Genomic DNA, 19,792 nt, shown 5'->3' on the forward strand with positions numbered 1-19,792 from the left:
GTCACTGTGCCGTTATCGGCTATACACCCCAGCACAGTTTTGTTAATCTGCCTTCAACAGAGCCTTCCTATAGATAGTCTGAGAAATAAAAAATCTCATACAAATCATCAGCTAGCTTATTAAGCAGTATTTTTACCTAATTAAATTGGCTTCATCTTATTTACCTTTGTATTTTATTTAATTACACAGGTAGTAATAAAGATTCCATAGCTTATACTCTCTTATTGGCGACTATTTACACTTACGCCCAAGGGAATATTTTTGAGACTAAACCTGAAGACTGCGATTTCAGGTTTGATACAGTAGAATTTTACATTATTACCACAGTTTTTAAATAGTAGCGTTACAAGTGCTGTTTGACCACACACAGTGACATTTTTTACAGAAAAAACATATATTTCGACCGTATAGGTTCTCAACCGAGTAATTACCCAAATTTCTATCCCCGCAAAGCACCAGAGTTTCAAAACTCAATTTTGAGAATATCGCCCACTTTCAACTTCAATTCGGCAGCTCTTCCAGAACGAAGTTCAATCACCTTATCAATTGGTGTATTGGGGCCATAAGTAGGACAAGGCTCACTTGCACAAGGAGGTGCAGCAACCTGAATATATTTCACTACACCTTTATGTAGAAATACCATATCCAGGGGTACCGGTACATTCTTCATCCAGAAACTGACTGGTTGTGCTGAAGGGAACCCAAACAGCATCCCTCGGTCATCTGGTAAAGCCGGTCGATACATCAACCCCATCGCTTGCTGTTGTGGCGTTTGCGCTACCTCTAATTGAATCGTTGTACCATTGGGCACAATGGCTTTAGCAGAAATTGGTAGTTTTTGACCTAAACTTTCTGGTGCTGGAGTTTTAGAACCAGAGGTGGGGCTAGGAGATTTAGCAGTTGTTGGCACAGAACAACCCATCAGAAAAATACTCAGCACTATCGAGAGCAAACTTAGCCGACGAGTCATATAGCTTTTCGATTTTGTAATTTAGACTTCAATTTTACAGTGTTGTAGCCAGAAAAACCCCTTGGCTGGAAGGCAGTAGCACCCAAATTTACATTCCCAATCCGAAACTGGGAATGAGGCAAGGAGATAGGCAAACTCCCGCTATAGTATACTAGGATTCTCTTAAAACGTACCCTACGCCTCGCACTGTTTGAATGAGGCGCTTTTGACCTTCATCTTCGATTTTTAACCGCAAGTAACGGATGTACACTTCAATTACATTCGACTCACCCAGAAAGTCGTAACCCCAAACATTTTCTAGAATTTGTTCGCGGGTTAACACCTCACGGGGATGTTCCATTAAGAATTTTAATAGTTCAAATTCCTTCATTGTCAAGTCAATTGGTCGTCCGTTGTGTATGGCACGACGAGTTGCTATGTCTAAAATTAAATCCCCAAAGCGTAATTGCTCTGTGGTGTCCACATCGGGTTTTAAGTAGAGGCGAATCAATTTCAAAAAGTCTTCTGAACGGTAAGGTTTGAGGATGTAATCATCCGCTCCAGCTTCTAGACAAGCTACACGATCGTCAACTGTATCCCTTGCCATTAAAATTAATACAGGCGATCGCATACCAGTGCTTCTCAGATTTTTGCACAATGAGAGTCCTGATTCTCCTGCTAACATCCGGTCTAAGACAATTAAAGCAGGCTGGCGATCGCGACAGTGTTGTAAACCACTAGCTGCATCGTGAGCCACAATTGATTCATAACCGGCTTCTTGCAAATCGCAAGAAAGCTGATTTGCAAGGCTCTCATCGGTTTCAATCACCAAAACACAGGGACTTTGAGCAACTGTCATAACAATTTGGGATATTGGATTTGGGATTGTAAAGATATTCCAGAGAAAATCTTTACATCAGTTATAAAGTGCAATTACGAGCTTTTAGTGATGTAGCAATTCTGATTTGACACGCTGCTAAGGATGTTTTAGCACGTTCAGGTGTCAGCTATCGAATTCTCGGATGCAATCTTAATAACTAGAGGATTGGGTATTGGGTACTAGGTACTAGGGATTGGGTATTGGAAGTAAGGGAGAGACGATAGGTGACAGAGAATAATCTTTACCCTGTAGCCTGTTTCCCAGCCCCAATCCCTCGGTCTCCAGTCCCCAGTCCCCAGTCCCTACGGCAATTCTACCGAAGTTGGTTTAGCGATATGTGGTAAACCCCAACCTAATTTTTCTCGCAAAATTCGGAAAAACTCAGGCGGTTGTAGGCGAATAAATCGGGCACTATATTGCGATCGCTCCATATATACTCTATCTTCTGGTAATATATAGCACCCTCCATTCCCATCTACTACCATTACCAGCCGAGGAATATTGACTGGGTAGATATTGACCGATTCAGTATCTGGAAATACCAATGCTCTAGAAGCTAGGGAATGGGGACAAATGGGAACTAGCTGTAAAACAGGTACGCCAGGAGTCACCACTGGGCCACCAGCACTCAATGAGTAAGCTGTAGAACCAGTAGGCGTAGAAACAATCACACCATCTGCGGCAATATCTACTGGCGCATGATGCCCTATGGCAATTTCAAAATGGCACATAGAGGTCAAAGGTTCCCGGTGTAGCACCATTTCATTCAGGCATAGGGCTTCCCATAGCACTGAATCATCCCGAAACACTTTGACATTGAGCATTGCTCGTTCTTCAATTTCATACTCACCTGCCATCGCCTGTTCTAGTGCTTGGGGCAATTGATTCAGGAAAGTTTCCGTCAAAAATCCCATGTGGCCGGTATTCACTGTTAGCAGTGGAATACCACAAGGGGCTACTTGACGAGACGCTGCTAGAACAGTGCCGTCTCCCCCTAATACCACTGCAAACTCCATATCTGAGTCAAAACCAGGGGGTGTCAGACCGTCAATGGGGGTGTGGCAAACAGGACTCTCCGGGTTAGGATAGCCCAGTATCCCACCAATACTCGATGTGATACATACATTCCAACCGGCTGCGGTTAGCTTGTCTTTCAACTCAATAGCGACACGGCCCGCTATCGGTTTAACGTCATTGTAGATAATGCCTGCTTTCGGCACACTCAAATATCCAAGTTTAGGCGATGCTCTGTATTATGTAATCGTTACACATTTTTGGTCATGTAGTCATTAATCTAGAGTCAAATATCCCGAGTCTAGAGTTTTACGACTAATGTCTGTTTTGTAATGACTATTGACTGTTGGCTTTTGAAGATTGTTTAAAAGGAGTTTTTTTAGGTTTCTGCTTTTTATTTTTATTTTTTTGGTAGTCTACTTCTTTGAGTTTCTTCATGATTCGGCTGAAGTACTCTTGGAGATAACTTTCTAGGGTTGTGGTTTGTTGCGGATCTAAACCAAACACTGTGTATACTTCATCCATTGAAGCATTTAACTGTTTACCACTAGCCAATACTTCTGTAAACGCCAGCCTGTCTGCTACGTTCCATCCCCACTGAAAGAATCGCATTATGCCCCGTACAGCACGCAGTAAGCTTATTGGCATCCGCGTTACTCTGGCATCTTTTCCAGATAAGCGTTCGCACAGGTTGATAATTTCTTCTGCACTCCATGCACGAGTACCGACTACAGGAAAAGCTTGGTTTTCCGTTTCTGGTACACTCAATGCTCGGATTGCAAACTTAGCAATGTCCTGAGTGTCCATATAAGCGATGGGAGAAGAATTACCTGTTACCCAAACTGGCTGTCCTTCTAAAATGGGAATCCCATATTGACTGATTAAACCTTGCATAAACCCAGCTAGCCGCAAGATGGTATAATTCAAGCCTGACTCAGCCAAGAATAGTTCTGTACACCGCTTAATTTCCATGAGCGGCACTTCTGGGTATTTATCAGCATCTAAAATCGAAAAGAAAATAAAACGCTCCACACCCGCTGCTTTTGCCGCTTGAATCAATGCTACTTTGCCTTCCCAGTCAACTTGTTTGATACTCAATGAATCTGTAGGGCGAGAGGTTGAGGCATCAATAACTTGGGTTACACCAACTAAAGCTTCCGCTAGGGTATCGGGGTAACGTAAATTTCCGGGGACGAGTTCTGCACCCCATTCTTTAAGAAAAGCTGCTTTTTTACTGCTGCGGACAAGACAGCGTACTTTATATCCCTCATCGATAGCACGACGAGCCACTTGTCTTCCTAAGGTGCCAGTGGCACCGACGATTAATAATGTCATGAGGGTTGTAATAAATTTTAATGTTTTATGAAAAGAATGTTATCAGAATAACCTATGCAAACAAAAGTTTACATCTTTTCTCAGAAAATCAATTTATGTGGATGTACTCATGGGAAAATAGCTGTCCGATTAACGGACAAGCTTTTTTCTCATTTCAATGAAAAAGGGAGTGGGGAGAATAGTATAGCGGTTCTCGGTTGAGTGGAGGTAGAAGAACCCCACCCCCAACCCCCTTCCCGCCAGCGAGGAGGGGACTATGATGTACCTAATATGATTAGGAAAGGCTATAACTCTTAACTCTTAATTCCTAACTCAGCACTCAATTATTCTTCTGTGCCTTGAATTTTCAGTAACAACGCGCCTAAGCCCCAGCCTACGAAGATTAAACCGAAAGACAATAGAGCTGCATTCAAGATTTCGCCGCCCATTAGTGTGATTCTCCTTATGCAAATTGGTGTGTAAACTAGGCCTACTAGAAGCTTTTCAACAGTTGCTAGGATTAGACCTGTGTAAACAATTTTAAACTAGTTTAGCAGGTAATCCCTACTGGCTTGGGGGCAATCCCCACTGTTGCCAAAAGCAGAGATGGGTAAATTGAAAAAATTTGATGATAATAATTATGAAGAGATTTTATGTATCAAAATAATCAAGGTGGTTTAATAAATTTTGTGAAAGAGAATCGTCCGCGTTTGGCGCTGACGCTCGGAGATCCGGCGGGGATTGGGCCGGAGGTGATTTTGAAAGCTTTAGCCGATCCAGAAATTCGTCAAAAATATGACGTTACAGTAGTGGGTAACGGAGATTTGCTGGCACAGATTTATCACAAACTGAATTTAACTGAGAATTTAGTAGCTTTGGCAAATCCAGATGAGTTGTCAATCAGTGATGTGCAGTTGGATGGAAAAATTAAAGATCAAATTATTTCAGGAATAGGTAATGCAGCCAGTGGTGCGGCTAGTTTTGCGTATATGGAATATGCGATCGCTCAAACACTGGCTGGTAAATTTGATGGTATTGTCACAGGGCCGATCGCTAAATCTGCTTGGAAAACCGCAGGATATAATTATCCAGGGCAAACAGAACTTTTGGCGCAGAAGTCAGGTGTTGACCGTTTTGGGATGTTATTTGTAGCGCGATCGCCTCATACTGGTTGGACACTCCGCGCTTTACTTGCAACTACACATATTCCCCTACGTCAAGTAGCCGATGTATTGACACCGCAGTTGTTGACACAAAAACTGGATTTGCTAGTGGAGTGTTTAGAGAAAGATTTTGGTATATATAGAGGGAGAATTGCGATCGCCGGGTTAAATCCCCACAGTGGCGAACAGGGACAACTTGGACATGAAGAACAAGATTGGTTAATTCCCTGGTTAGAGCAAGAGCGGCAAAACCGACCACAATTGCAGTTAGATGGGCCGATACCGCCAGATACAATGTGGGTTAAACCTGGTCAAGCTTGGTATGGAAATTCTTTAGTACAAAATCCCGCTGATGCCTACTTGGCACTTTACCACGACCAAGGCTTAATTCCTGTGAAGCTGATGGCATTTGATCGGGCAGTTAATACTTCTATAGGTCTTCCTTTCGTTCGCACTTCACCCGATCACGGAACAGCGTTTGATATTGCGGGTAAAGGAATCGCTGATGCTACGAGTATGAAAGCAGCAATACATTTAGCGGCTGAGTTGGTTAATCATATCATGTCCGCCAAATTACCCATAAAAGAACCCCACCCCCAACCCCTCCCCGCCGGCGGGGAGGGGAGCTAAAGCGCAGCTTTTGCGGGGTGGGGTTCCGGGTATTATGCTTAATTGCCCGGACATCAAATCAAAGATTGGCGGTGGGTTGTGGTTAAAAGTTCTTTGTTGCAATATTTACTAGGAGTAATGCTTACTTGAATTTTGAAATTATCGGAGACATCACCAATATTGAAATAATTGCTGTTGGTAACTCCATTCGTGAACTCGAACGCTTGCGTAAAACTTATGGTTCAGGACGGTGGCGGAAACTTAAAGGCTTTGCAACCATTAGCTTAGACGACGGAAGTATTTATGAAGCTGAGTTACACTGGTATGAAGCCCACGGAATTGGTAAGAAAGAAATCAAAATAAAACGCTTTCTATAGGAGTCGTTATGCAGTCAGCGAACACAGAAACTCAATATGTTGTTTGCATTAACAACAAAGGTTATCCTGCTTCTTTAGAAATTCGGAAAATTTACCAGACTGTTCCTGATTCTGATGCTGTTAAGCACCAAATGATTAGAGTTATTGATGAATCAGGTGAAGACTATTTATATCCTAGCAATTATTTCGTATTGATTGAATTACCAAAAGCAGTTACAGAAGCTTTTTCTCTGGCTAGTTAAAATTTAATTATTCGTTTCAACGACTCTAAAATCTATTTCAAAGAATGGTTGTATTTCATCACCAAAGCTGCCTTGAATCATATTGTGCCAGCTATTCCTGTTTCATTAATCCGAAATATAAACACCGGAGCATTTAGGTAGCACTGGCGAGATTTATTTATAGCAGCTAATTCATCTTGATCAATGAAATAATCTCCACTCTCAGGCTCAACAGCCATATACCAGTTGTAGTGACTTTTGATTAACTCTGGCTGAACTCGGTCAAAAATAACTTTAGAGCGTTGGTAAAATGCCTCTTGTTCAGCTTTCTATTGAGCTTTTTTTTCTTCTGACCACCGAATATCAGGGAATATTCTTCCCTGACGAACTGTGCGAGTAGGCTTTGGATCAGTCATTGTTATTTTCTAATCTATTTTGAGATTTTATAACTAAATCATCGAAGCTATTTACTAGCTTCAAGTAAAGGCAATTTAACCAGTCATCCCCTCGTTGGGTGGCTGGGATTTCTTTTTTTGTGCCCTTCGTGTTGTAGCGAAAATTGAACCGGCTAACGCCTGGGAGGTGTGAGGAAATCTAGTTTTTTACTCGTTGAGTGGATAGGACTTCCTTTTTTTTGTTCATTTTGGGTTGAAGAGTTTTTGATTTTTAGGAGTTGATTATGAATTTTGATAATATTGAAGACTTTGGTTGCGATATTAAAAGTCTTCATGACTTGTGCAATCATCAATTTGGCATGAAGTCAATGCCTTCTAGTGAGATTGCTTCTGGTCGAACTCACAAATGGTTTAGATCAGAGGTAATACTAGTACACCCTGCGGTAATTAACAAAGGACATTGGGATGAGAGGGTTAATCGACTTGGCGATCGCATTTTTCCAGGATGGAATTGTGCCTTACTCTGCCATTATCGTCCATGTGGTGGCATGAAACCACACCCTGAACACTCTGTTTTTGAACCTCTGGTAGCATTAGTCAATATTGGACGTGCTACTTTCCGCATTGATAATCAGGAATATCACCTTGAAGATGGTCAGGTTATCCACTTTAATTCTAATAATACCCATGAACTACTTCCGGTTGTATCTGATCGCTGGTCTTTGTCTTTTCGCCCGATTAAGCCACAGTATCTACGGTTCTAAACTTATGTAATCCTTTTCCTGTAAGGATTATGGGGCTGTTCTTCTATCGCTGATGTCACTCTATATTGGACAATGACGAACCCTACAAAATCGCGCATCTAATAACTTTAACTTGAGAATACCTTCCGATTCGTTTGGCACTAATTGAAATTCCAGCAACTCGGAACACATTTTCATGCGCCAAGCATACTGCTGAAAATAATGTTCGTCTGCTTTGGCGTAATACTGCAAGACTTTATCAGTATTCGCTCTGTGCTTATCCCAAATTTTACCAATAGGTGAAACTTCTGATAAGCTCAGTAAATTTTGATTTTGTTGGAATTTATCTTTAGACGATATATTAAAAGCAATAAAGTTACTGTCTGAGGCTAGAGCAGACACGAAATTACCAAATCAGTTTGTATCAACGCCCCAAAATTAACGCAACTTATACAAACAAGCCTCAGTAAAAGTATTTAGGTAAGTTAGATGTCATGATAATTTATGATTATTATCCCATCAATGAAATGTGCTTTTTTTCTCCATTAATAAACAATGGTGCAAATACTCATTAACTACGAATTACGAATTAGTAATATCATCAGGCGCTTCAAACTTATAACCATAGCCCCGCACAGTTTTAATAAACTCCGGTATGCTGGGGTCGACTTCCATCTTTTTGCGAAGTTGACCAATATGCACATCAACCACCCGGCCATCTCCTACGTAATCGCAACCCCAGATTTTTTGGATTAGCTGTGGACGACTCCAAGCCTGATTAGGATGACTTGCCAAAAAATGTAAGATATTAAATTCCAGCGCTGTTAAGGCAAGAGTTTTATCGTTAAGTGTTACCTCGCGGCCCTCTGGATTAATTACTAGCTGCTTGAAAACGATACGTTGTGTTGGGGAGGGATTGATGTAGCGTATCCGCCTCAAAAGAGCTTCTACTCTAACTTCAACTTCTGCAAGACTAAATGGTTTAGTCATGAAATCATCAGCACCTGCGCTTAAGATTTTAATTTTATCAGCCTCGTCAGTCCTACTAGTGAGTATCAACACTAAAACATTAGTACGACTCTGCATTTCTTGGCAAAGGCTATAACCAGTAACATCCGGCAAATTCCAATCCAGAATTACTAAAGCTGGGTTGAATTGCTCAAACAACGATAAGGCAGTCTTACCATCTGCTGCGGACTCTATTTGATATTTCCGACTTAAAAAACGATAGACGAGATTTCGCACGCCGAAGTCGTCATCGACGATCAGAATTTTGGGAGTAGTAGCAGTAACCATAACCATAATGCTGTCTATTGTAGATTGGGCGATTTGCTGTTGTGCCAGCTTTACTTTACGTGTTTTTGTTGAGTACCATCGCTACTGTAGTACTTGTGTACATTTGATTTTCCATGAAGCCGATCGCAACCTCAGCCATCATCATGCCGATAAAATTTATAATTATGGCATGATTTTTGCATAATTTTGAATTTGTATTGTATAATGTTAAATTTTTACATTTGGAATAAGTGTAATTAAAAACCATCTCCGTAATCGCAAATAGTCAAAAGACACATCCAGAAGCGACGGCAATTGCTACAACTTTAAAAGAGATAACGCACTCCCTGATTAATTAGGTCTCTACAAAGGCTCACAAACTAACTTATCAGCCAATCTAGATTCTCAACTCCTACTTACTCGACTGTACTATAACCAATAGGTATGTTCTCTTGAAGAAGGTCTACGAAAATCTACCCTGGTGCATTTACATATAGCTGCCCTCTTAAGCATATACTATACTACAAGTTTCAACCTGAGCTATGACAAGCCAAGGACTGAAAGCATCGCCAGAAGGTATATAGGGCGTCAAAACCAGCTTTAACAGACAAAAGCAATGGCAAAAAGAATTGTTCTAGCAATATAATATGATGTCAATAAATTGCTGGGAGCTTGTTTAAATAGTACTGCTGATAGCAGAATTCAGAAGTAAAACACCCTTTATATTTGGGTAACAGATTTAGCTTGTGTACCTCACAAACTTCTAATTTGTTGTATATAAATCTATAAGTTTGGCAGGAGATTGAGGAGAGATTATTATTAGCGATCGCTGAGATTTAAAAGGTATAAATTACTATATTTATCACTAAATGTTTTTCATTTCAAACTAATGTTTTATTGATTCATGAAGAATTACGTAAAACCTAAAATATCTAAATGACTAAAATATATATCAAAAATATTTTATTTAAATATATTGGATTATATTTAAATAAATATTGTCTCTCAGTACTATAAAATGGCATTATTTACAATTGATTAATTGGTTGATTTTCTGGAAAATACTCAGTCTATCTGAGGAGAGAGTTTAAGAATACTCATACCAGAGAAAGATCAATTAAATATCTTCAGTTGGCTAAATTACTATTAATATCGTCAGCAAGGAAAAATTATGGTCAATAATTTAGTAGGCGGCATCATTCCCCCACAACCACCAATAGAAGCACAAACTGATGCTCATGTCCTGAAGAGTCGTTTGGAATGGGGTGAACCAGCTTTCACAATTCTGGATGTGCGCGATCGCTCGACCTACAATGAAGGTCACATTATGGGAGCAATGCCAATGCCAGCAGATGAATTGGTAGAACGTGCAGTAGCTTCTTTAGATAAGAGCCGTGACATTTACCTTTACGGTACCAACGAACAAGACACTGCCCAAGCCGCACAACAACTGCGTTCTAATGGATTTGAGCATGTCTCCCAACTCAAAGGTGGTCTTGCCGCATGGAAAGCGATCGGTGGCCCAACAGAAGGGATTGTTGAATCAAAAACTCCCCCAGGTGCAGATGACTACAATGTTGTAGATCGGCTAAAAAACCACCAAGAAAATCTGCAAAAGGGCGGTACTAGCGCCACAGAATCCATTAAACAGGGAGCAAGTAACCTTAAGGAAGGCATTCAAGAAGGAGCCAGTAACCTTAAACAAGGCATTCAAGAGCAAGCAAGTAACCTCAAGGAAGGCATTAAAGAGGGAGCAAGTAACCTCAAGGAAGCTGCTAGTGAATCTAAAACTCCTACAGACAGCAATGATTCCAATGTTGGCTCTTAGGCAAAAATGCAGCAGAATTCAGAATTCAGGAGCGGAGCCGGAGACGCTCCGCCTCTGGTCAGAATCCAGAAGTAAAACAGGCTTTATACATACCTGGCTTTGAGACGAATCGTTGCTTACTTCACTAATTTTAAATCTGCTGTAACTTAGAATGAGGGTTTGTAGTAAGCACTTTAGTGCTTGGAAAATAACGACTTTAGTCCTTACTACGAACTTGCTTATCTATCAATTTCAACTTGACATATAACTAGTCGGGATTGACGAGCGATAAAAATTTCTTGTCACTATTCCCCATTCTCTATTCGATTAGTGTTCAAATAGATCCTTGAATTGCAACAAATCTAAGGAAACTATTGTTGGTAGAAACTCAAAACATTCTTGAGCAATTTGCCAACGTTCTTCTCGTTTGAGCATTTGTATTAACTTCTGCTGCACACTAAGTAAGTAGCGCACATCATTGGCAGCATAACTTAGTTGAGCTTCAGATAAACTAACAGCGTTACCCCAATCAGAACTTTGAGAGCTTTTATCTAGTTCCACTTGTTCTAACTCTTGTACAACGTCTTTGAGTCCGTGGCGATTTGTGTAAGTACGGGCTAATTTACTAGCAATTTTGGTACAAAAAATCGGCCCTACCTGAATCCCCAGATTGGCTCGCAAAGTGGCCAAGTCAAATCGAGCAAAGTGAAACACTTTCACAACATTCACTGCTTCCAAAAGTTTTTTTAAGTTGGGGGCGTCAGTTTGCCCTTTGGCTATGCGGATTGCAGTCACTTTCCCTTCAGGATTGCACAGCTGGACGAGACACAAGCGATCGCGCAGTGGCAACAATCCCATCGTTTCTGTATCAACTGCGATCGCTGTAGATTCTAAATACTGGCTAAGGGTTGCGTCACTGAGGTCGCGATCGCTCACCTGAAAATCTGGTAATGTCATCAATTGTTCAAAAATAATAGCAGTGTCCAGCAGAAAAAAGTCTTGTCAGACACTACATTATTATTGAGCAAAAAAATCAGAAATTAAATCTACCTAGTGCGAAAAAACATTTGTGTCAGGTAGACTTCGCCTTGATTATTAGTCGCAACACCAATTCCAGTCAGGTTGTAATTTCCTTTAAGGTTCTTTAAGTGTCCAGGACTTTTAATCCAGCCAGTAACAGCTTCCTCTACGGGGTTGCTATATCCCCGGTTAAAAGCAACATTTTCCGCTGCACTGTTGTAGCGAATCGGGATAGCTTTGACTCGCCCTTCAAATCCCTGATGACTAAATGGGGTTTTGCCTTTAGCCATATTTTGACTATGAATTCTGGCCTGTCGAGTTAAATTTGTATTTAAAGTCAACTTTGGCAGCCCTTTAGAAACCCGATATCGATTAATTTGGTCAAATACTGATTTTTCTAACTCAGTAGTTTTAAAAGTAGGAGTCGATATTGCAACCTGACTAGAAAAAAGCGACAACAGCTTATTACGGGTGGATGTATTTGTAGAAGTATGATTTGGTATCGGAGCAGTCGTTAATCCACTAGCAAGGACAAGCGCACTTAAAGCGATGCCAAAAGCAGTTTGTCGGAACATGGAGAATTGCGTAATGTGTAGAGATATAAGACTTCTACTCTACCTTATTGTTCCAAGGATATATACCACAATACTATTAAGTAATGATGAATTTCGGCAATTTGGCTACATCCTTGACAAGTAACACAAACAATCATTTTCAATTGTCAGTACTTCAATAGGTCAGCTTCATCAAAATCACGGTTAATTTTGCTAATAATTTCAGATTTTCATAAATTATCAAGCAAAAGGTTTAGTAACAGGTTAAAGTCTGGGAAATTTGAGAAAAAACCTAAACTTTACCAAATCTAACGCTGTGTGCAATTTTTACTCAAACCTAATCTCCTTGCCTAATAATAAGGAATGGGTAGAATTCAAGGCCTATTCTCTCTTTGCAGGAGAGAGGAATGGAAGTGAGGTCAGACTATTAAGTTGCACATCGCGTCAAACCTATCAGCGAATGAACATTTGTGTGAAGTAGATTGCGCCTTGACTGTTTTTGGCGACACCAATCCCCGTCAAATTATAATTACCTCTAATATTGGCAAGATGCCCTGGACTTTTGAGCCAACCTTGCACAGCGACTGTAGCAGGATCGCTATGTCCCTGGTTGTAAGCGACATTTTCAGCACCTGAACTGTAAGAAACACCGGTTGCATTAAGACGTTGTGAAAATCCATTATGTCCAAAGGGAACAGTACCATTAGCCATGTTCTTACTGTGAAGCCTAACTTGATTATCGATGGCAGAATTACGAGTCAGTGCTGGTAGCCCTTGAGAAGCTCTGTAGTTATTGATTTGGTTAAAAATCGACTGTTCTAGAGCAGCAGTGTCCATGCTATTTGCTGCAACTTGATTAGTGTTATTCGATACATTTGAAGGTGCTGACGTACAAGCTGGATTTGTTACAGAAGTAGCGATCGCTGCACTACTGAGAGCAAGAGTGCCTAAAATAACGTTGTAAACTATTTGCTTGATCATTTGTTGGTAGTAAACTTTTAGACAATGTAACCAACTAATATCAATGTGACAAATTGCTTATAGGTCTAAATAGCTCTATTTGTAGGCTTTTTTGCTCAAAAACTACTAGTAGACGTTTAAATTCACGATTTAACGCAAAAATGTTACTATTTAACCAATAGTTGTCTTCTACCATTAGTATGATTCTTCTTATCTCCGATTCTGCATTTAGACTACCACATAGTGTAATTACTAGATTTTTTGTAATTTATGAGTTTCAGATTATGCTTAATTATCTTCATTAATTCAGCTATTTTACTGTACTTAAGTATTTTAAATAGCTTTTTTATGTCAAAAAAACAGTAAAAACCGATTGTGACAGTTCAAGATACGGAATGTCGGATAAAAATGGCTGGATTGATTCAGCAAAATTTCTACGTAATTTAAACTAGCTTTGTTTGAGGGTTTCTAACTCTTCCTGTACCACGCGCAACACCCGTGCAATATATTCTGTACGCCACTGTTCCCGTTCCTTGGTTACTTTTACATCCGGCTCGTAAGCTTCAATCTCACTAGCCGATAAAATACCTTTCACCTCTAGCAACCGTTCAATGGTGTCTAGCCGCTCATGCAGCACGGATACCTCACCAGTCAAAGCCATGACGATCGCTAACAATTTATCAGTTTGCGGATTTTCTAAGTAAACAGGTCGTTTACCCTTGGCTATTTTTGTCATCCTAATACCAATTCTCCAAAAATAAGACTAGACATACAAAACGAGGAAAGCCAGATAAAATCTGACTTTCTCAATTACGAATTACGTTAGCGTAGCAGGCCATAGCCCATTACGAATTACGAAACTTTCTCTGCTTACTTAGTTGCAACAACCACAAACCAAGTGCCTTGGGTGGCTGAGTTACGATTTGGAAATATACCATTAGTTTCTTTTGCTTTCCATGCCCCATTCGGGACAAATTTCTCGAATGTCTTATCTGCTGAAAAACCAGCCTCAGTAACTAGCGGCATCAAATCTAAATCGCGTACAGCACTCCAGAAAGGTTCGTTGTTGTTAACGGTTTCCCCATCAGACATAAACTGTGTATAAAGATCCATGTGATGATACAGGGGTGCTTCTAGATGAATCATCATGCCACCAGGAGCCAGTAGACGATAAGACTCTTGCATAACTTTACGCACAGATGACGGGGGGATTTCATGCAGCAAAATGTGAGAAACCACTAAGTCAAATGATTCATCGGGGAAGTTAGTATGTTCAGCATTTTGCTGAGAGAAGTGTACCCGTTTTCCTAAGGCTTCGGCTCTTGCATGAGCATAACGCAGTATAGATGCGCCTATATCTATAGCATGGACTTCCGCATCTGGGAAACCATCTACATAGGGTAATGTGCTATTGCCAATAGAACATCCCATATCGAGGATTTTTCTCGGTTGAAAGTTGGGAAACTCTGCTAAAAGGTAGTTTTGGACTATAGATAGCCCCATATCATCATTGAGCGGCCCCAACCAACCGAGTCCATAAACGTAAGCGCCACGATCGTAGGTTGCACCGGCTGCAACATCATCAGCAGTGAATTCACTGTGATATCCTCCTGGCATACAGTGAATGTCTACAGCCTTTTGATAAGTAGGTATTTGAAAATTTGGATCGAGGGTTAAAGTACCCAGTTCACCACCCTTATCTTTGGCACGCTCTATCAACTCTGGCAGTTGTCTGTCAACGTTGGCATTGACAGCATCCCATAACATTTCCTGATTGATGCGCTTCAGGGCAGTAGTCCAGCGATAATAGGGTTCGTGCTGCATTACTTCCCGAATTTCGTAACGATTCTGGGGAGGACGCTGATGTTCTTGTTCAAACTTTGGCTTGGCTAGTTTTTCATAAATTTCTTTATTACCAGGAATGATATTCCTGAAAACGTGCATTTTCAGACTTTGCACAAAGTTTTGGCGTGCCAACTCGTCGTGAGTGGGTTGCGGTAACATTGGGTGTTGAAATTGTCGATTCATTATTGTTTTTTCCCAAATATTTTATGTAGATTTACCCTGGATACAATAACTTGACTACCGTTTGTACATCTTTGTCACCACGTCCAGAGCAGTTAATTACAATCCGAGGACTGCCGGTTAGCTGGGGACAGAGGGTTTCGAGATAAGCGATCGCATGGGCTGTTTCCAATGCCGGGATAATCCCTTCCAATTTCGATAATTGCTGAAATGCCGCCAAAGCCTCTGCATCCGTCACACTATAGTATTCAGCGCGACCAGTATCTTTTAAATAGCTATGTTCTGGCCCCACACCGGGATAATCTAACCCCGCACTAATTGAGTGTGCCTCAATGATTTGCCCATCTTCATCTTGCAGTAGGTAGCTCATAGCTCCGTGCAATACACCAATTCGCCCTTTTGTCAAGGTAGCTGCGTGTTTTTCGGTATTGACACCTTCCCCAGCTGCCTCAATTCCAATGAAGCGTATAGAAGATTCATTCATAAACTCATAGAATAGTCCCATCGCATTGGAACCACCGCCGACACAAGCCAAGAGAATATCAGGTAATCCACCCCACTTTTCCATTGCTTGGGCGCGGGTTTCTTCGCCGATTACTGCATGGAAATCACGTACCATCATCGGGTAAGGATGAGGCCCTGCTACCGAACCCAGGATGTAGTGAGTTGTTTCCACATTTGTCACCCAATCGCGGATGGCTTCAGATGTAGCATCCTTCAAAGTTCCGGTTCCCGCCTCCACTGGACGCACTTCTGCCCCCATCAGCCGCATTCTAAAAACGTTCAAAGCTTGGCGTTCCATGTCCTGAACACCCATGTAAATTATGCATTCCAGCCCAAAACGAGCGCACACTGTGGCTGTAGCAACTCCATGTTGTCCGGCACCCGTTTCAGCAATAATCCGCTGCTTACCCATGCGTTTCGCCAACAATACCTGACCAAGGGCATTATTGATTTTGTGAGCGCCAGTGTGATTTAAATCTTCACGTTTCAAGTAAATTTGTGGCCCGGTGCGATCGGGTCGGGCATAATGAGCAGTCAGGCGTTCAGCAAGATACAATGGTGTCGCACGTCCTACATAGTCTCGTAACAACTGCTGTAATTCTGCTTGAAAACCAGGGTCATTGCGGTATTGCTGATAAGCTGTTTCTAATTCAGCCAAGGCAGGCATGAGCGTTTCAGGTACATACTTACCGCCAAAGCGTCCGAAGCGACCTAGCGTATCTGGAACCTGAGCAGTTGAATTTGGAGATAGGGGAGTGGTAGTCACAGGCTGTTTTTGATGACGGGAATGACTTAATTATTATAGAAAAGTCTGAAGCATATCTGGGGAATGGGGAATTGGGAATGGGAGAATAATAGTCCTAAAAACTTAGCTTGGTGAGGCTTTTGTTATTCTCGTGCAGAAGATGAGAATGAGAGTAATGGCATTGTCAGCGGAAATGATAGACTTCGTGCAAAAGTCCCTAACACCCCACCCCCAGCCCCTCCACGCTTGCGGGGAGGGGAGCGTTTGCTTTACTCAAATGCGGGGTGGGGTTCTTTATTTTTTATTTATGCAAGAGGTGTAATGGCATTGTCAGTAGAAACAATGCAATACGGTTCGGTTAAGGTTTTTTGATGAAAATTCTAGATCGCAAAGATGCGATAAATCATCACAAAGACGCGATAAATCGCCGTCTCTACAATAATCAGTCGTTTTGTCTTGACGGCGATTCATCGCGTCTCTTGCCTTAACCGAACCGTATTGAGTACGCTGTAGTTTTCTTCCCGCGTCGGGAATGGGATTAGGTTTCGCCCTCTTCTTTTCCAGATGACGCGAGAAGTCAGGAAGAAATTAACCCAAAGCAGACTTTAATTCACTTTCTGCTTGTGCCAACGCATCTGGTAATTTACTTGCATCGCGTCCGCCGGCTTGGGCTAAGTTCGGTCTTCCACCGCCACCGCCGCCGCAGATTTTAGCGATCGCACCTACAAATTTACCAGCTTGCAAACCTTTTTTGTTCACTTCTGAACTAAAAGCTGCAACTATACTCACTTTTCCTTCTTCAGGAACAGAACCCAGTACCACTGCACCGTTACCGATTTTTTGCAATAAGCGTTCGGCTGCGGTTTTTAATGATTCTGGATCGACATCTTCTAATTGGGCGACAATAATTTTATGGTCGCCTACGCTTTCTGCTGTTTGTAGCAAGCTGTCAGATTTAGCGATCGCTAACTGTACCTTTAAGGTTTCTAATTCCTTCTGGCTATTTCTCAGTTCGCTTTGCAGACTTGTAATTCTGTCTGGTAATTCTTCGGGTTTAACTTTAAAGCGATCGCTCAAATCTTTAACTACTTTATCCCGCAGATTCAGATAATCTAGGATTGCTGGCCCCGAAACGGCTTCAATCCGCCGCACTCCAGAAGCTACGCCAGCTTCCGAGATAATCTTGAACACGCCAATTTCAGCAGTGTTACTTACGTGAGTTCCACCGCATAGTTCCATTGATACGCTGGGGAAGTCAATCACGCGCACTTCCTCGCCGTATTTTTCCCCGAACATGGCAACAGCACCCCTAGCTTTCGCCTCTGCTAAAGGTAATACTTCCACCTTTGCTGCATGGGCTTCAGCAATCCAACTGTTTACCTGTTCTTCAACTTGTTGGACTTCCTCTGCTGTCAACGCGCGGGGACAGTTGAAGTCGAAGCGCAACCTATCAAAGGAAACCAGAGAACCAGCTTGAGATATGCCCTCATCAACAATTTTCTTCAATGCCGCTTGCAATAGGTGCGTTGCGGTATGGTTAGCTTGGGCGCGACGGCGACAAGCCGGATCAATTTGGGCTGTAACATTATCGCCTACGCGCAGTGTACCGCGTTCGATGCGTCCGAAGTGAACAAAGAAATCAGATTCTTTTTTAACGTCTTCTACCCGAACAACAATACCATCACCAGAGATATAACCGCGATCGCCGATTTGTCCCCCAGATTCAGCATAAAATGGCGTTTTGTCAAGGACAATTTGCACCTGTGTCCCCGCTTCTGCTTCCTCTTGGCAAACACCTTCTACTAATATCGCTTCGACTTTCGCAGTTGCAGCAGGTTGGGTATAGCCGATAAATTCGGTGACTTGGATGTGTTCTGCTAGTTTGTCGAGGGAACCTTGTACAGTTAAATCGATGGTTTCATGTGCTGCTTTGGCACGTTCCACCTGCTTTTGCATTTCGGCATCAAATCCCGCGTCATCGACTGTTAGATTATTTTCCTCGGCAACTTCTTGAGTCAGTTCGAGGGGAAATCCGTATGTATCGTAAAGAGTAAATGCACTTTCACCGCTAATTTGAGTTTCCCCTCGCTGTTTCACCTCTTGGATGATTTCTTCTAGAAGTTTTTCGCCTCTATCCAGAGTTCTGAGGAAATTCGATTCTTCACGTTGCAACTCAGCTTTAATTGCTGCTTCTCGTTGGCGCACATTAGGGTAAGCTGATTCCGAAAGAGCGATCGCAGTTTCAGCAACTTGGGTAGTAAATTCGCCAGAAATCCCAATTAACCGCCCATGACGCACCACCCGCCGAATTAACCGCCGCAGCACATAACCCCGTCCCACATTGGAAGCGCGAATTTCATCAGCAATCATGTGGATAACAGCCCGAATATGATCGCCAATGACTTTTAAGGAAGTTTTAGTTTTTTCATCACTGCTGTGGTAATCAACACCAGCAATTTGCCCTGCTGTTTGGATAATTGGAAAAATCAGGTCAGTTTCGTAGTTATTGGGTACTTTTTGGAGAATTTGCGCCATTCTATCCAAACCCATGCCGGTGTCGATGTTCTTGTTTTGCAGTGGCGTTAAATTCCCGGAAGCATCCCGGTTATATTGCATGAAGACGAGGTTGTAAAACTCAATGAACCGGGAATCGTCTTCTAAATCTATATTTTCATCACCGCGTTCTGGGTGGAAGTCGTAATAAATTTCGGAACAAGGGCCACAAGGGCCAGTCGGGCCAGATACCCAAAAGTTATCATCTTCACCCAAGCGTTTAATTCTTGCTACCGGCACACCGATTTGATCGCGCCAAATTGCAAAAGCTTCATCATCATCTTCAAAAACGCTGACGACGAGATTTTGGGGGGAAAAGCCAAAGACTTGTGTAGAGATTTCCCAACCCCAAGCGATCGCTTGTTCTTTAAAATAATCACCAAAGCTGAAATTACCCAGCATCTCAAAAAACGTGTGATGCCGTTTGGTGCGTCCGACATTTTCGATGTCGTTGGTGCGGATACACTTTTGCGAAGTCGTAGCCCGCTTAAATTCTGGCGTGCGCTGCCCTAAGAATATTGGCTTAAATGGTAGCATCCCCGCGATCGTCAGCAGCACGGTTGGGTCTTCTGGCACGAGGGAGGCACTTGGAAGAATTTGGTGTTCCCGTTGGGCAAAGAAGTCGAGAAATATGTTGCGAATTTCGTTACCGCTTAGGTAGTGGGGATTTGAAGACATAGGTGT

The 19,792-nt window shown here is 42.0% G+C and carries 20 protein-coding genes and 1 pseudogene; 6 read left to right on the forward strand and 15 right to left on the reverse strand.

Annotated features, from left to right (window positions below; genetic code table 11):
* Positions 1 to 463: 463 nt before the first annotated feature.
* The 5 genes from CDG76_RS30350 to petM all read right to left on the reverse strand — a co-directional run bounded on the left by CDG76_RS30350 (position 464) and on the right by petM (position 4,606).
* Positions 464 to 970, reverse strand: coding sequence for a DUF192 domain-containing protein (locus tag CDG76_RS30350; protein WP_094352562.1), 507 nt, complete (start codon positions 968 to 970; stop codon positions 464 to 466).
* 151 nt (positions 971 to 1,121) lie between these two features.
* Positions 1,122 to 1,808, reverse strand: a complete 687-nt coding sequence (gene nblR, locus CDG76_RS30355) for a response regulator transcription factor NblR (protein WP_094352563.1) — start codon at positions 1,806 to 1,808, stop codon at positions 1,122 to 1,124.
* A 323-nt stretch (positions 1,809 to 2,131) separates the two neighbouring features.
* Positions 2,132 to 3,049 carry an NAD(+) kinase gene (locus CDG76_RS30360; protein ID WP_094352564.1) on the reverse strand — a complete coding sequence of 306 codons (918 nt, stop codon included), beginning with the start codon at positions 3,047 to 3,049 and terminating at the stop codon, positions 2,132 to 2,134.
* Between the two features lie 130 nt (positions 3,050 to 3,179).
* The gene (locus CDG76_RS30365; RefSeq protein ID WP_094352565.1) at positions 3,180 to 4,178 is read right to left on the reverse strand and encodes an SDR family oxidoreductase; all 999 of its coding nucleotides are present in this window, start codon (positions 4,176 to 4,178) and stop codon (positions 3,180 to 3,182) included.
* A gap of 323 nt (positions 4,179 to 4,501) precedes the next feature.
* Positions 4,502 to 4,606, reverse strand: coding sequence for a cytochrome b6-f complex subunit PetM (petM, locus tag CDG76_RS30370; RefSeq protein WP_094344256.1), 105 nt, complete (start codon positions 4,604 to 4,606; stop codon positions 4,502 to 4,504).
* A 204-nt stretch (positions 4,607 to 4,810) separates the two neighbouring features.
* On the opposite strand from petM, the gene pdxA reads away from it, so the two are divergent.
* From pdxA to CDG76_RS30385, 3 genes are all read left to right on the forward strand, one after another.
* Positions 4,811 to 5,950: a 4-hydroxythreonine-4-phosphate dehydrogenase PdxA gene (gene pdxA / locus CDG76_RS30375; RefSeq protein ID WP_094352566.1), complete on the forward strand. Its 1,140-nt coding sequence runs from the start codon at positions 4,811 to 4,813 to the stop codon at positions 5,948 to 5,950.
* A gap of 125 nt (positions 5,951 to 6,075) precedes the next feature.
* Positions 6,076 to 6,306 carry a hypothetical protein gene (locus tag CDG76_RS30380; protein WP_094352567.1) on the forward strand — a complete coding sequence of 77 codons (231 nt, stop codon included), beginning with the start codon at positions 6,076 to 6,078 and terminating at the stop codon, positions 6,304 to 6,306.
* An 8-nt stretch (positions 6,307 to 6,314) separates the two neighbouring features.
* Positions 6,315 to 6,548 carry a hypothetical protein gene (locus CDG76_RS30385; RefSeq protein ID WP_094352568.1) on the forward strand — a complete coding sequence of 78 codons (234 nt, stop codon included), beginning with the start codon at positions 6,315 to 6,317 and terminating at the stop codon, positions 6,546 to 6,548.
* A 77-nt stretch (positions 6,549 to 6,625) separates the two neighbouring features.
* On the opposite strand, the gene CDG76_RS39465 is transcribed toward CDG76_RS30385, so the two are convergent.
* Entirely contained in the window at positions 6,626 to 6,766 is a 141-nt protein-coding gene (locus tag CDG76_RS39465; RefSeq protein ID WP_317616145.1) for a hypothetical protein, read from the reverse strand.
* A gap of 440 nt (positions 6,767 to 7,206) precedes the next feature.
* Between CDG76_RS39465 and CDG76_RS30395 the strand changes: the two genes are divergently transcribed.
* Positions 7,207 to 7,686: a hypothetical protein gene (locus CDG76_RS30395; protein WP_094352569.1), complete on the forward strand. Its 480-nt coding sequence runs from the start codon at positions 7,207 to 7,209 to the stop codon at positions 7,684 to 7,686.
* A 60-nt stretch (positions 7,687 to 7,746) separates the two neighbouring features.
* Here the strand turns inward: CDG76_RS30395 and CDG76_RS30400 are convergent, their stop codons facing one another.
* On the reverse strand, positions 7,747 to 8,067 hold the full coding sequence (locus CDG76_RS30400; RefSeq protein WP_094352570.1) for a hypothetical protein: 321 nt from the start codon (positions 8,065 to 8,067) through the stop codon (positions 7,747 to 7,749).
* 180 nt (positions 8,068 to 8,247) lie between these two features.
* Positions 8,248 to 8,967, reverse strand: a complete 720-nt coding sequence (locus tag CDG76_RS30405; RefSeq protein ID WP_094352571.1) for a response regulator transcription factor — start codon at positions 8,965 to 8,967, stop codon at positions 8,248 to 8,250.
* A 1-nt stretch (position 8,968) separates the two neighbouring features.
* On the opposite strand from CDG76_RS30405, the gene CDG76_RS37845 reads away from it, so the two are divergent.
* Together CDG76_RS37845 and CDG76_RS30410 are read left to right on the forward strand one after the other, a co-directional pair.
* Positions 8,969 to 9,145, forward strand: a complete 177-nt coding sequence (locus CDG76_RS37845; protein ID WP_190241030.1) for a hypothetical protein — start codon at positions 8,969 to 8,971, stop codon at positions 9,143 to 9,145.
* 966 nt (positions 9,146 to 10,111) lie between these two features.
* Positions 10,112 to 10,558 (forward strand): annotated as a pseudogene (locus tag CDG76_RS30410) (rhodanese-like domain-containing protein); the annotation flags it as partial.
* A gap of 516 nt (positions 10,559 to 11,074) precedes the next feature.
* On the opposite strand, the gene CDG76_RS30415 reads toward CDG76_RS30410, so the two are convergent.
* From CDG76_RS30415 to alaS, 7 genes are all read right to left on the reverse strand, one after another.
* The gene (locus CDG76_RS30415) at positions 11,075 to 11,704 is read right to left on the reverse strand and encodes a ribonuclease D (RefSeq protein WP_094352572.1); all 630 of its coding nucleotides are present in this window, start codon (positions 11,702 to 11,704) and stop codon (positions 11,075 to 11,077) included.
* 89 nt (positions 11,705 to 11,793) lie between these two features.
* Entirely contained in the window at positions 11,794 to 12,342 is a 549-nt protein-coding gene (locus CDG76_RS30420) for a CAP domain-containing protein (protein WP_094352573.1), read from the reverse strand.
* A 432-nt stretch (positions 12,343 to 12,774) separates the two neighbouring features.
* Positions 12,775 to 13,302, reverse strand: coding sequence for a CAP domain-containing protein (locus CDG76_RS30425; RefSeq protein ID WP_094352574.1), 528 nt, complete (start codon positions 13,300 to 13,302; stop codon positions 12,775 to 12,777).
* 427 nt (positions 13,303 to 13,729) lie between these two features.
* Complete coding sequence (locus CDG76_RS30430) at positions 13,730 to 14,017, reverse strand: hypothetical protein (RefSeq protein ID WP_094352575.1); 288 nt, start codon at positions 14,015 to 14,017, stop codon at positions 13,730 to 13,732.
* A gap of 134 nt (positions 14,018 to 14,151) precedes the next feature.
* Positions 14,152 to 15,309 carry a class I SAM-dependent methyltransferase gene (locus tag CDG76_RS30435; RefSeq protein WP_094352576.1) on the reverse strand — a complete coding sequence of 386 codons (1,158 nt, stop codon included), beginning with the start codon at positions 15,307 to 15,309 and terminating at the stop codon, positions 14,152 to 14,154.
* A 31-nt stretch (positions 15,310 to 15,340) separates the two neighbouring features.
* Positions 15,341 to 16,576, reverse strand: coding sequence for a tryptophan synthase subunit beta (gene trpB / locus CDG76_RS30440; RefSeq protein WP_094352577.1), 1,236 nt, complete (start codon positions 16,574 to 16,576; stop codon positions 15,341 to 15,343).
* 567 nt (positions 16,577 to 17,143) lie between these two features.
* Positions 17,144 to 19,786 carry an alanine--tRNA ligase gene (gene alaS, locus CDG76_RS30445; protein WP_094352578.1) on the reverse strand — a complete coding sequence of 881 codons (2,643 nt, stop codon included), beginning with the start codon at positions 19,784 to 19,786 and terminating at the stop codon, positions 17,144 to 17,146.
* Positions 19,787 to 19,792 lie beyond the last annotated feature (6 nt).

This window comes from Nostoc sp. 'Peltigera membranacea cyanobiont' 210A (assembly GCF_002246015.1).
Classification (GTDB): Bacteria; Cyanobacteriota; Cyanobacteriia; order Cyanobacteriales; family Nostocaceae; genus Nostoc.

Coding starts and splice junctions, on each gene's coding strand:
- CDG76_RS30350 (WP_094352562.1), bottom strand. CDS start 970: ATGACTCGTCGGCTAAGTTTGCTCTCGATAGTGCTGAGTATTTTTCTG.
- nblR (WP_094352563.1), bottom strand. CDS start 1,808: ATGACAGTTGCTCAAAGTCCCTGTGTTTTGGTGATTGAAACCGATGAG.
- CDG76_RS30365 (WP_094352565.1), bottom strand. CDS start 4,178: ATGACATTATTAATCGTCGGTGCCACTGGCACCTTAGGAAGACAAGTG.
- petM (WP_094344256.1), bottom strand. CDS start 4,606: ATGGGCGGCGAAATCTTGAATGCAGCTCTATTGTCTTTCGGTTTAATC.
- pdxA (WP_094352566.1), top strand. CDS start 4,811: ATGTATCAAAATAATCAAGGTGGTTTAATAAATTTTGTGAAAGAGAAT.
- CDG76_RS30385 (WP_094352568.1), top strand. CDS start 6,315: ATGCAGTCAGCGAACACAGAAACTCAATATGTTGTTTGCATTAACAAC.
- CDG76_RS39465 (WP_317616145.1), bottom strand. CDS start 6,766: ATGGCTGTTGAGCCTGAGAGTGGAGATTATTTCATTGATCAAGATGAA.
- CDG76_RS30395 (WP_094352569.1), top strand. CDS start 7,207: ATGAATTTTGATAATATTGAAGACTTTGGTTGCGATATTAAAAGTCTT.
- CDG76_RS30405 (WP_094352571.1), bottom strand. CDS start 8,967: ATGGTTATGGTTACTGCTACTACTCCCAAAATTCTGATCGTCGATGAC.
- CDG76_RS37845 (WP_190241030.1), top strand. CDS start 8,969: ATGCTGTCTATTGTAGATTGGGCGATTTGCTGTTGTGCCAGCTTTACT.
- CDG76_RS30415 (WP_094352572.1), bottom strand. CDS start 11,704: ATGACATTACCAGATTTTCAGGTGAGCGATCGCGACCTCAGTGACGCA.
- CDG76_RS30420 (WP_094352573.1), bottom strand. CDS start 12,342: ATGTTCCGACAAACTGCTTTTGGCATCGCTTTAAGTGCGCTTGTCCTT.
- CDG76_RS30425 (WP_094352574.1), bottom strand. CDS start 13,302: ATGATCAAGCAAATAGTTTACAACGTTATTTTAGGCACTCTTGCTCTC.
- CDG76_RS30430 (WP_094352575.1), bottom strand. CDS start 14,017: ATGACAAAAATAGCCAAGGGTAAACGACCTGTTTACTTAGAAAATCCG.
- CDG76_RS30435 (WP_094352576.1), bottom strand. CDS start 15,309: ATGAATCGACAATTTCAACACCCAATGTTACCGCAACCCACTCACGAC.
- alaS (WP_094352578.1), bottom strand. CDS start 19,786: ATGTCTTCAAATCCCCACTACCTAAGCGGTAACGAAATTCGCAACATA.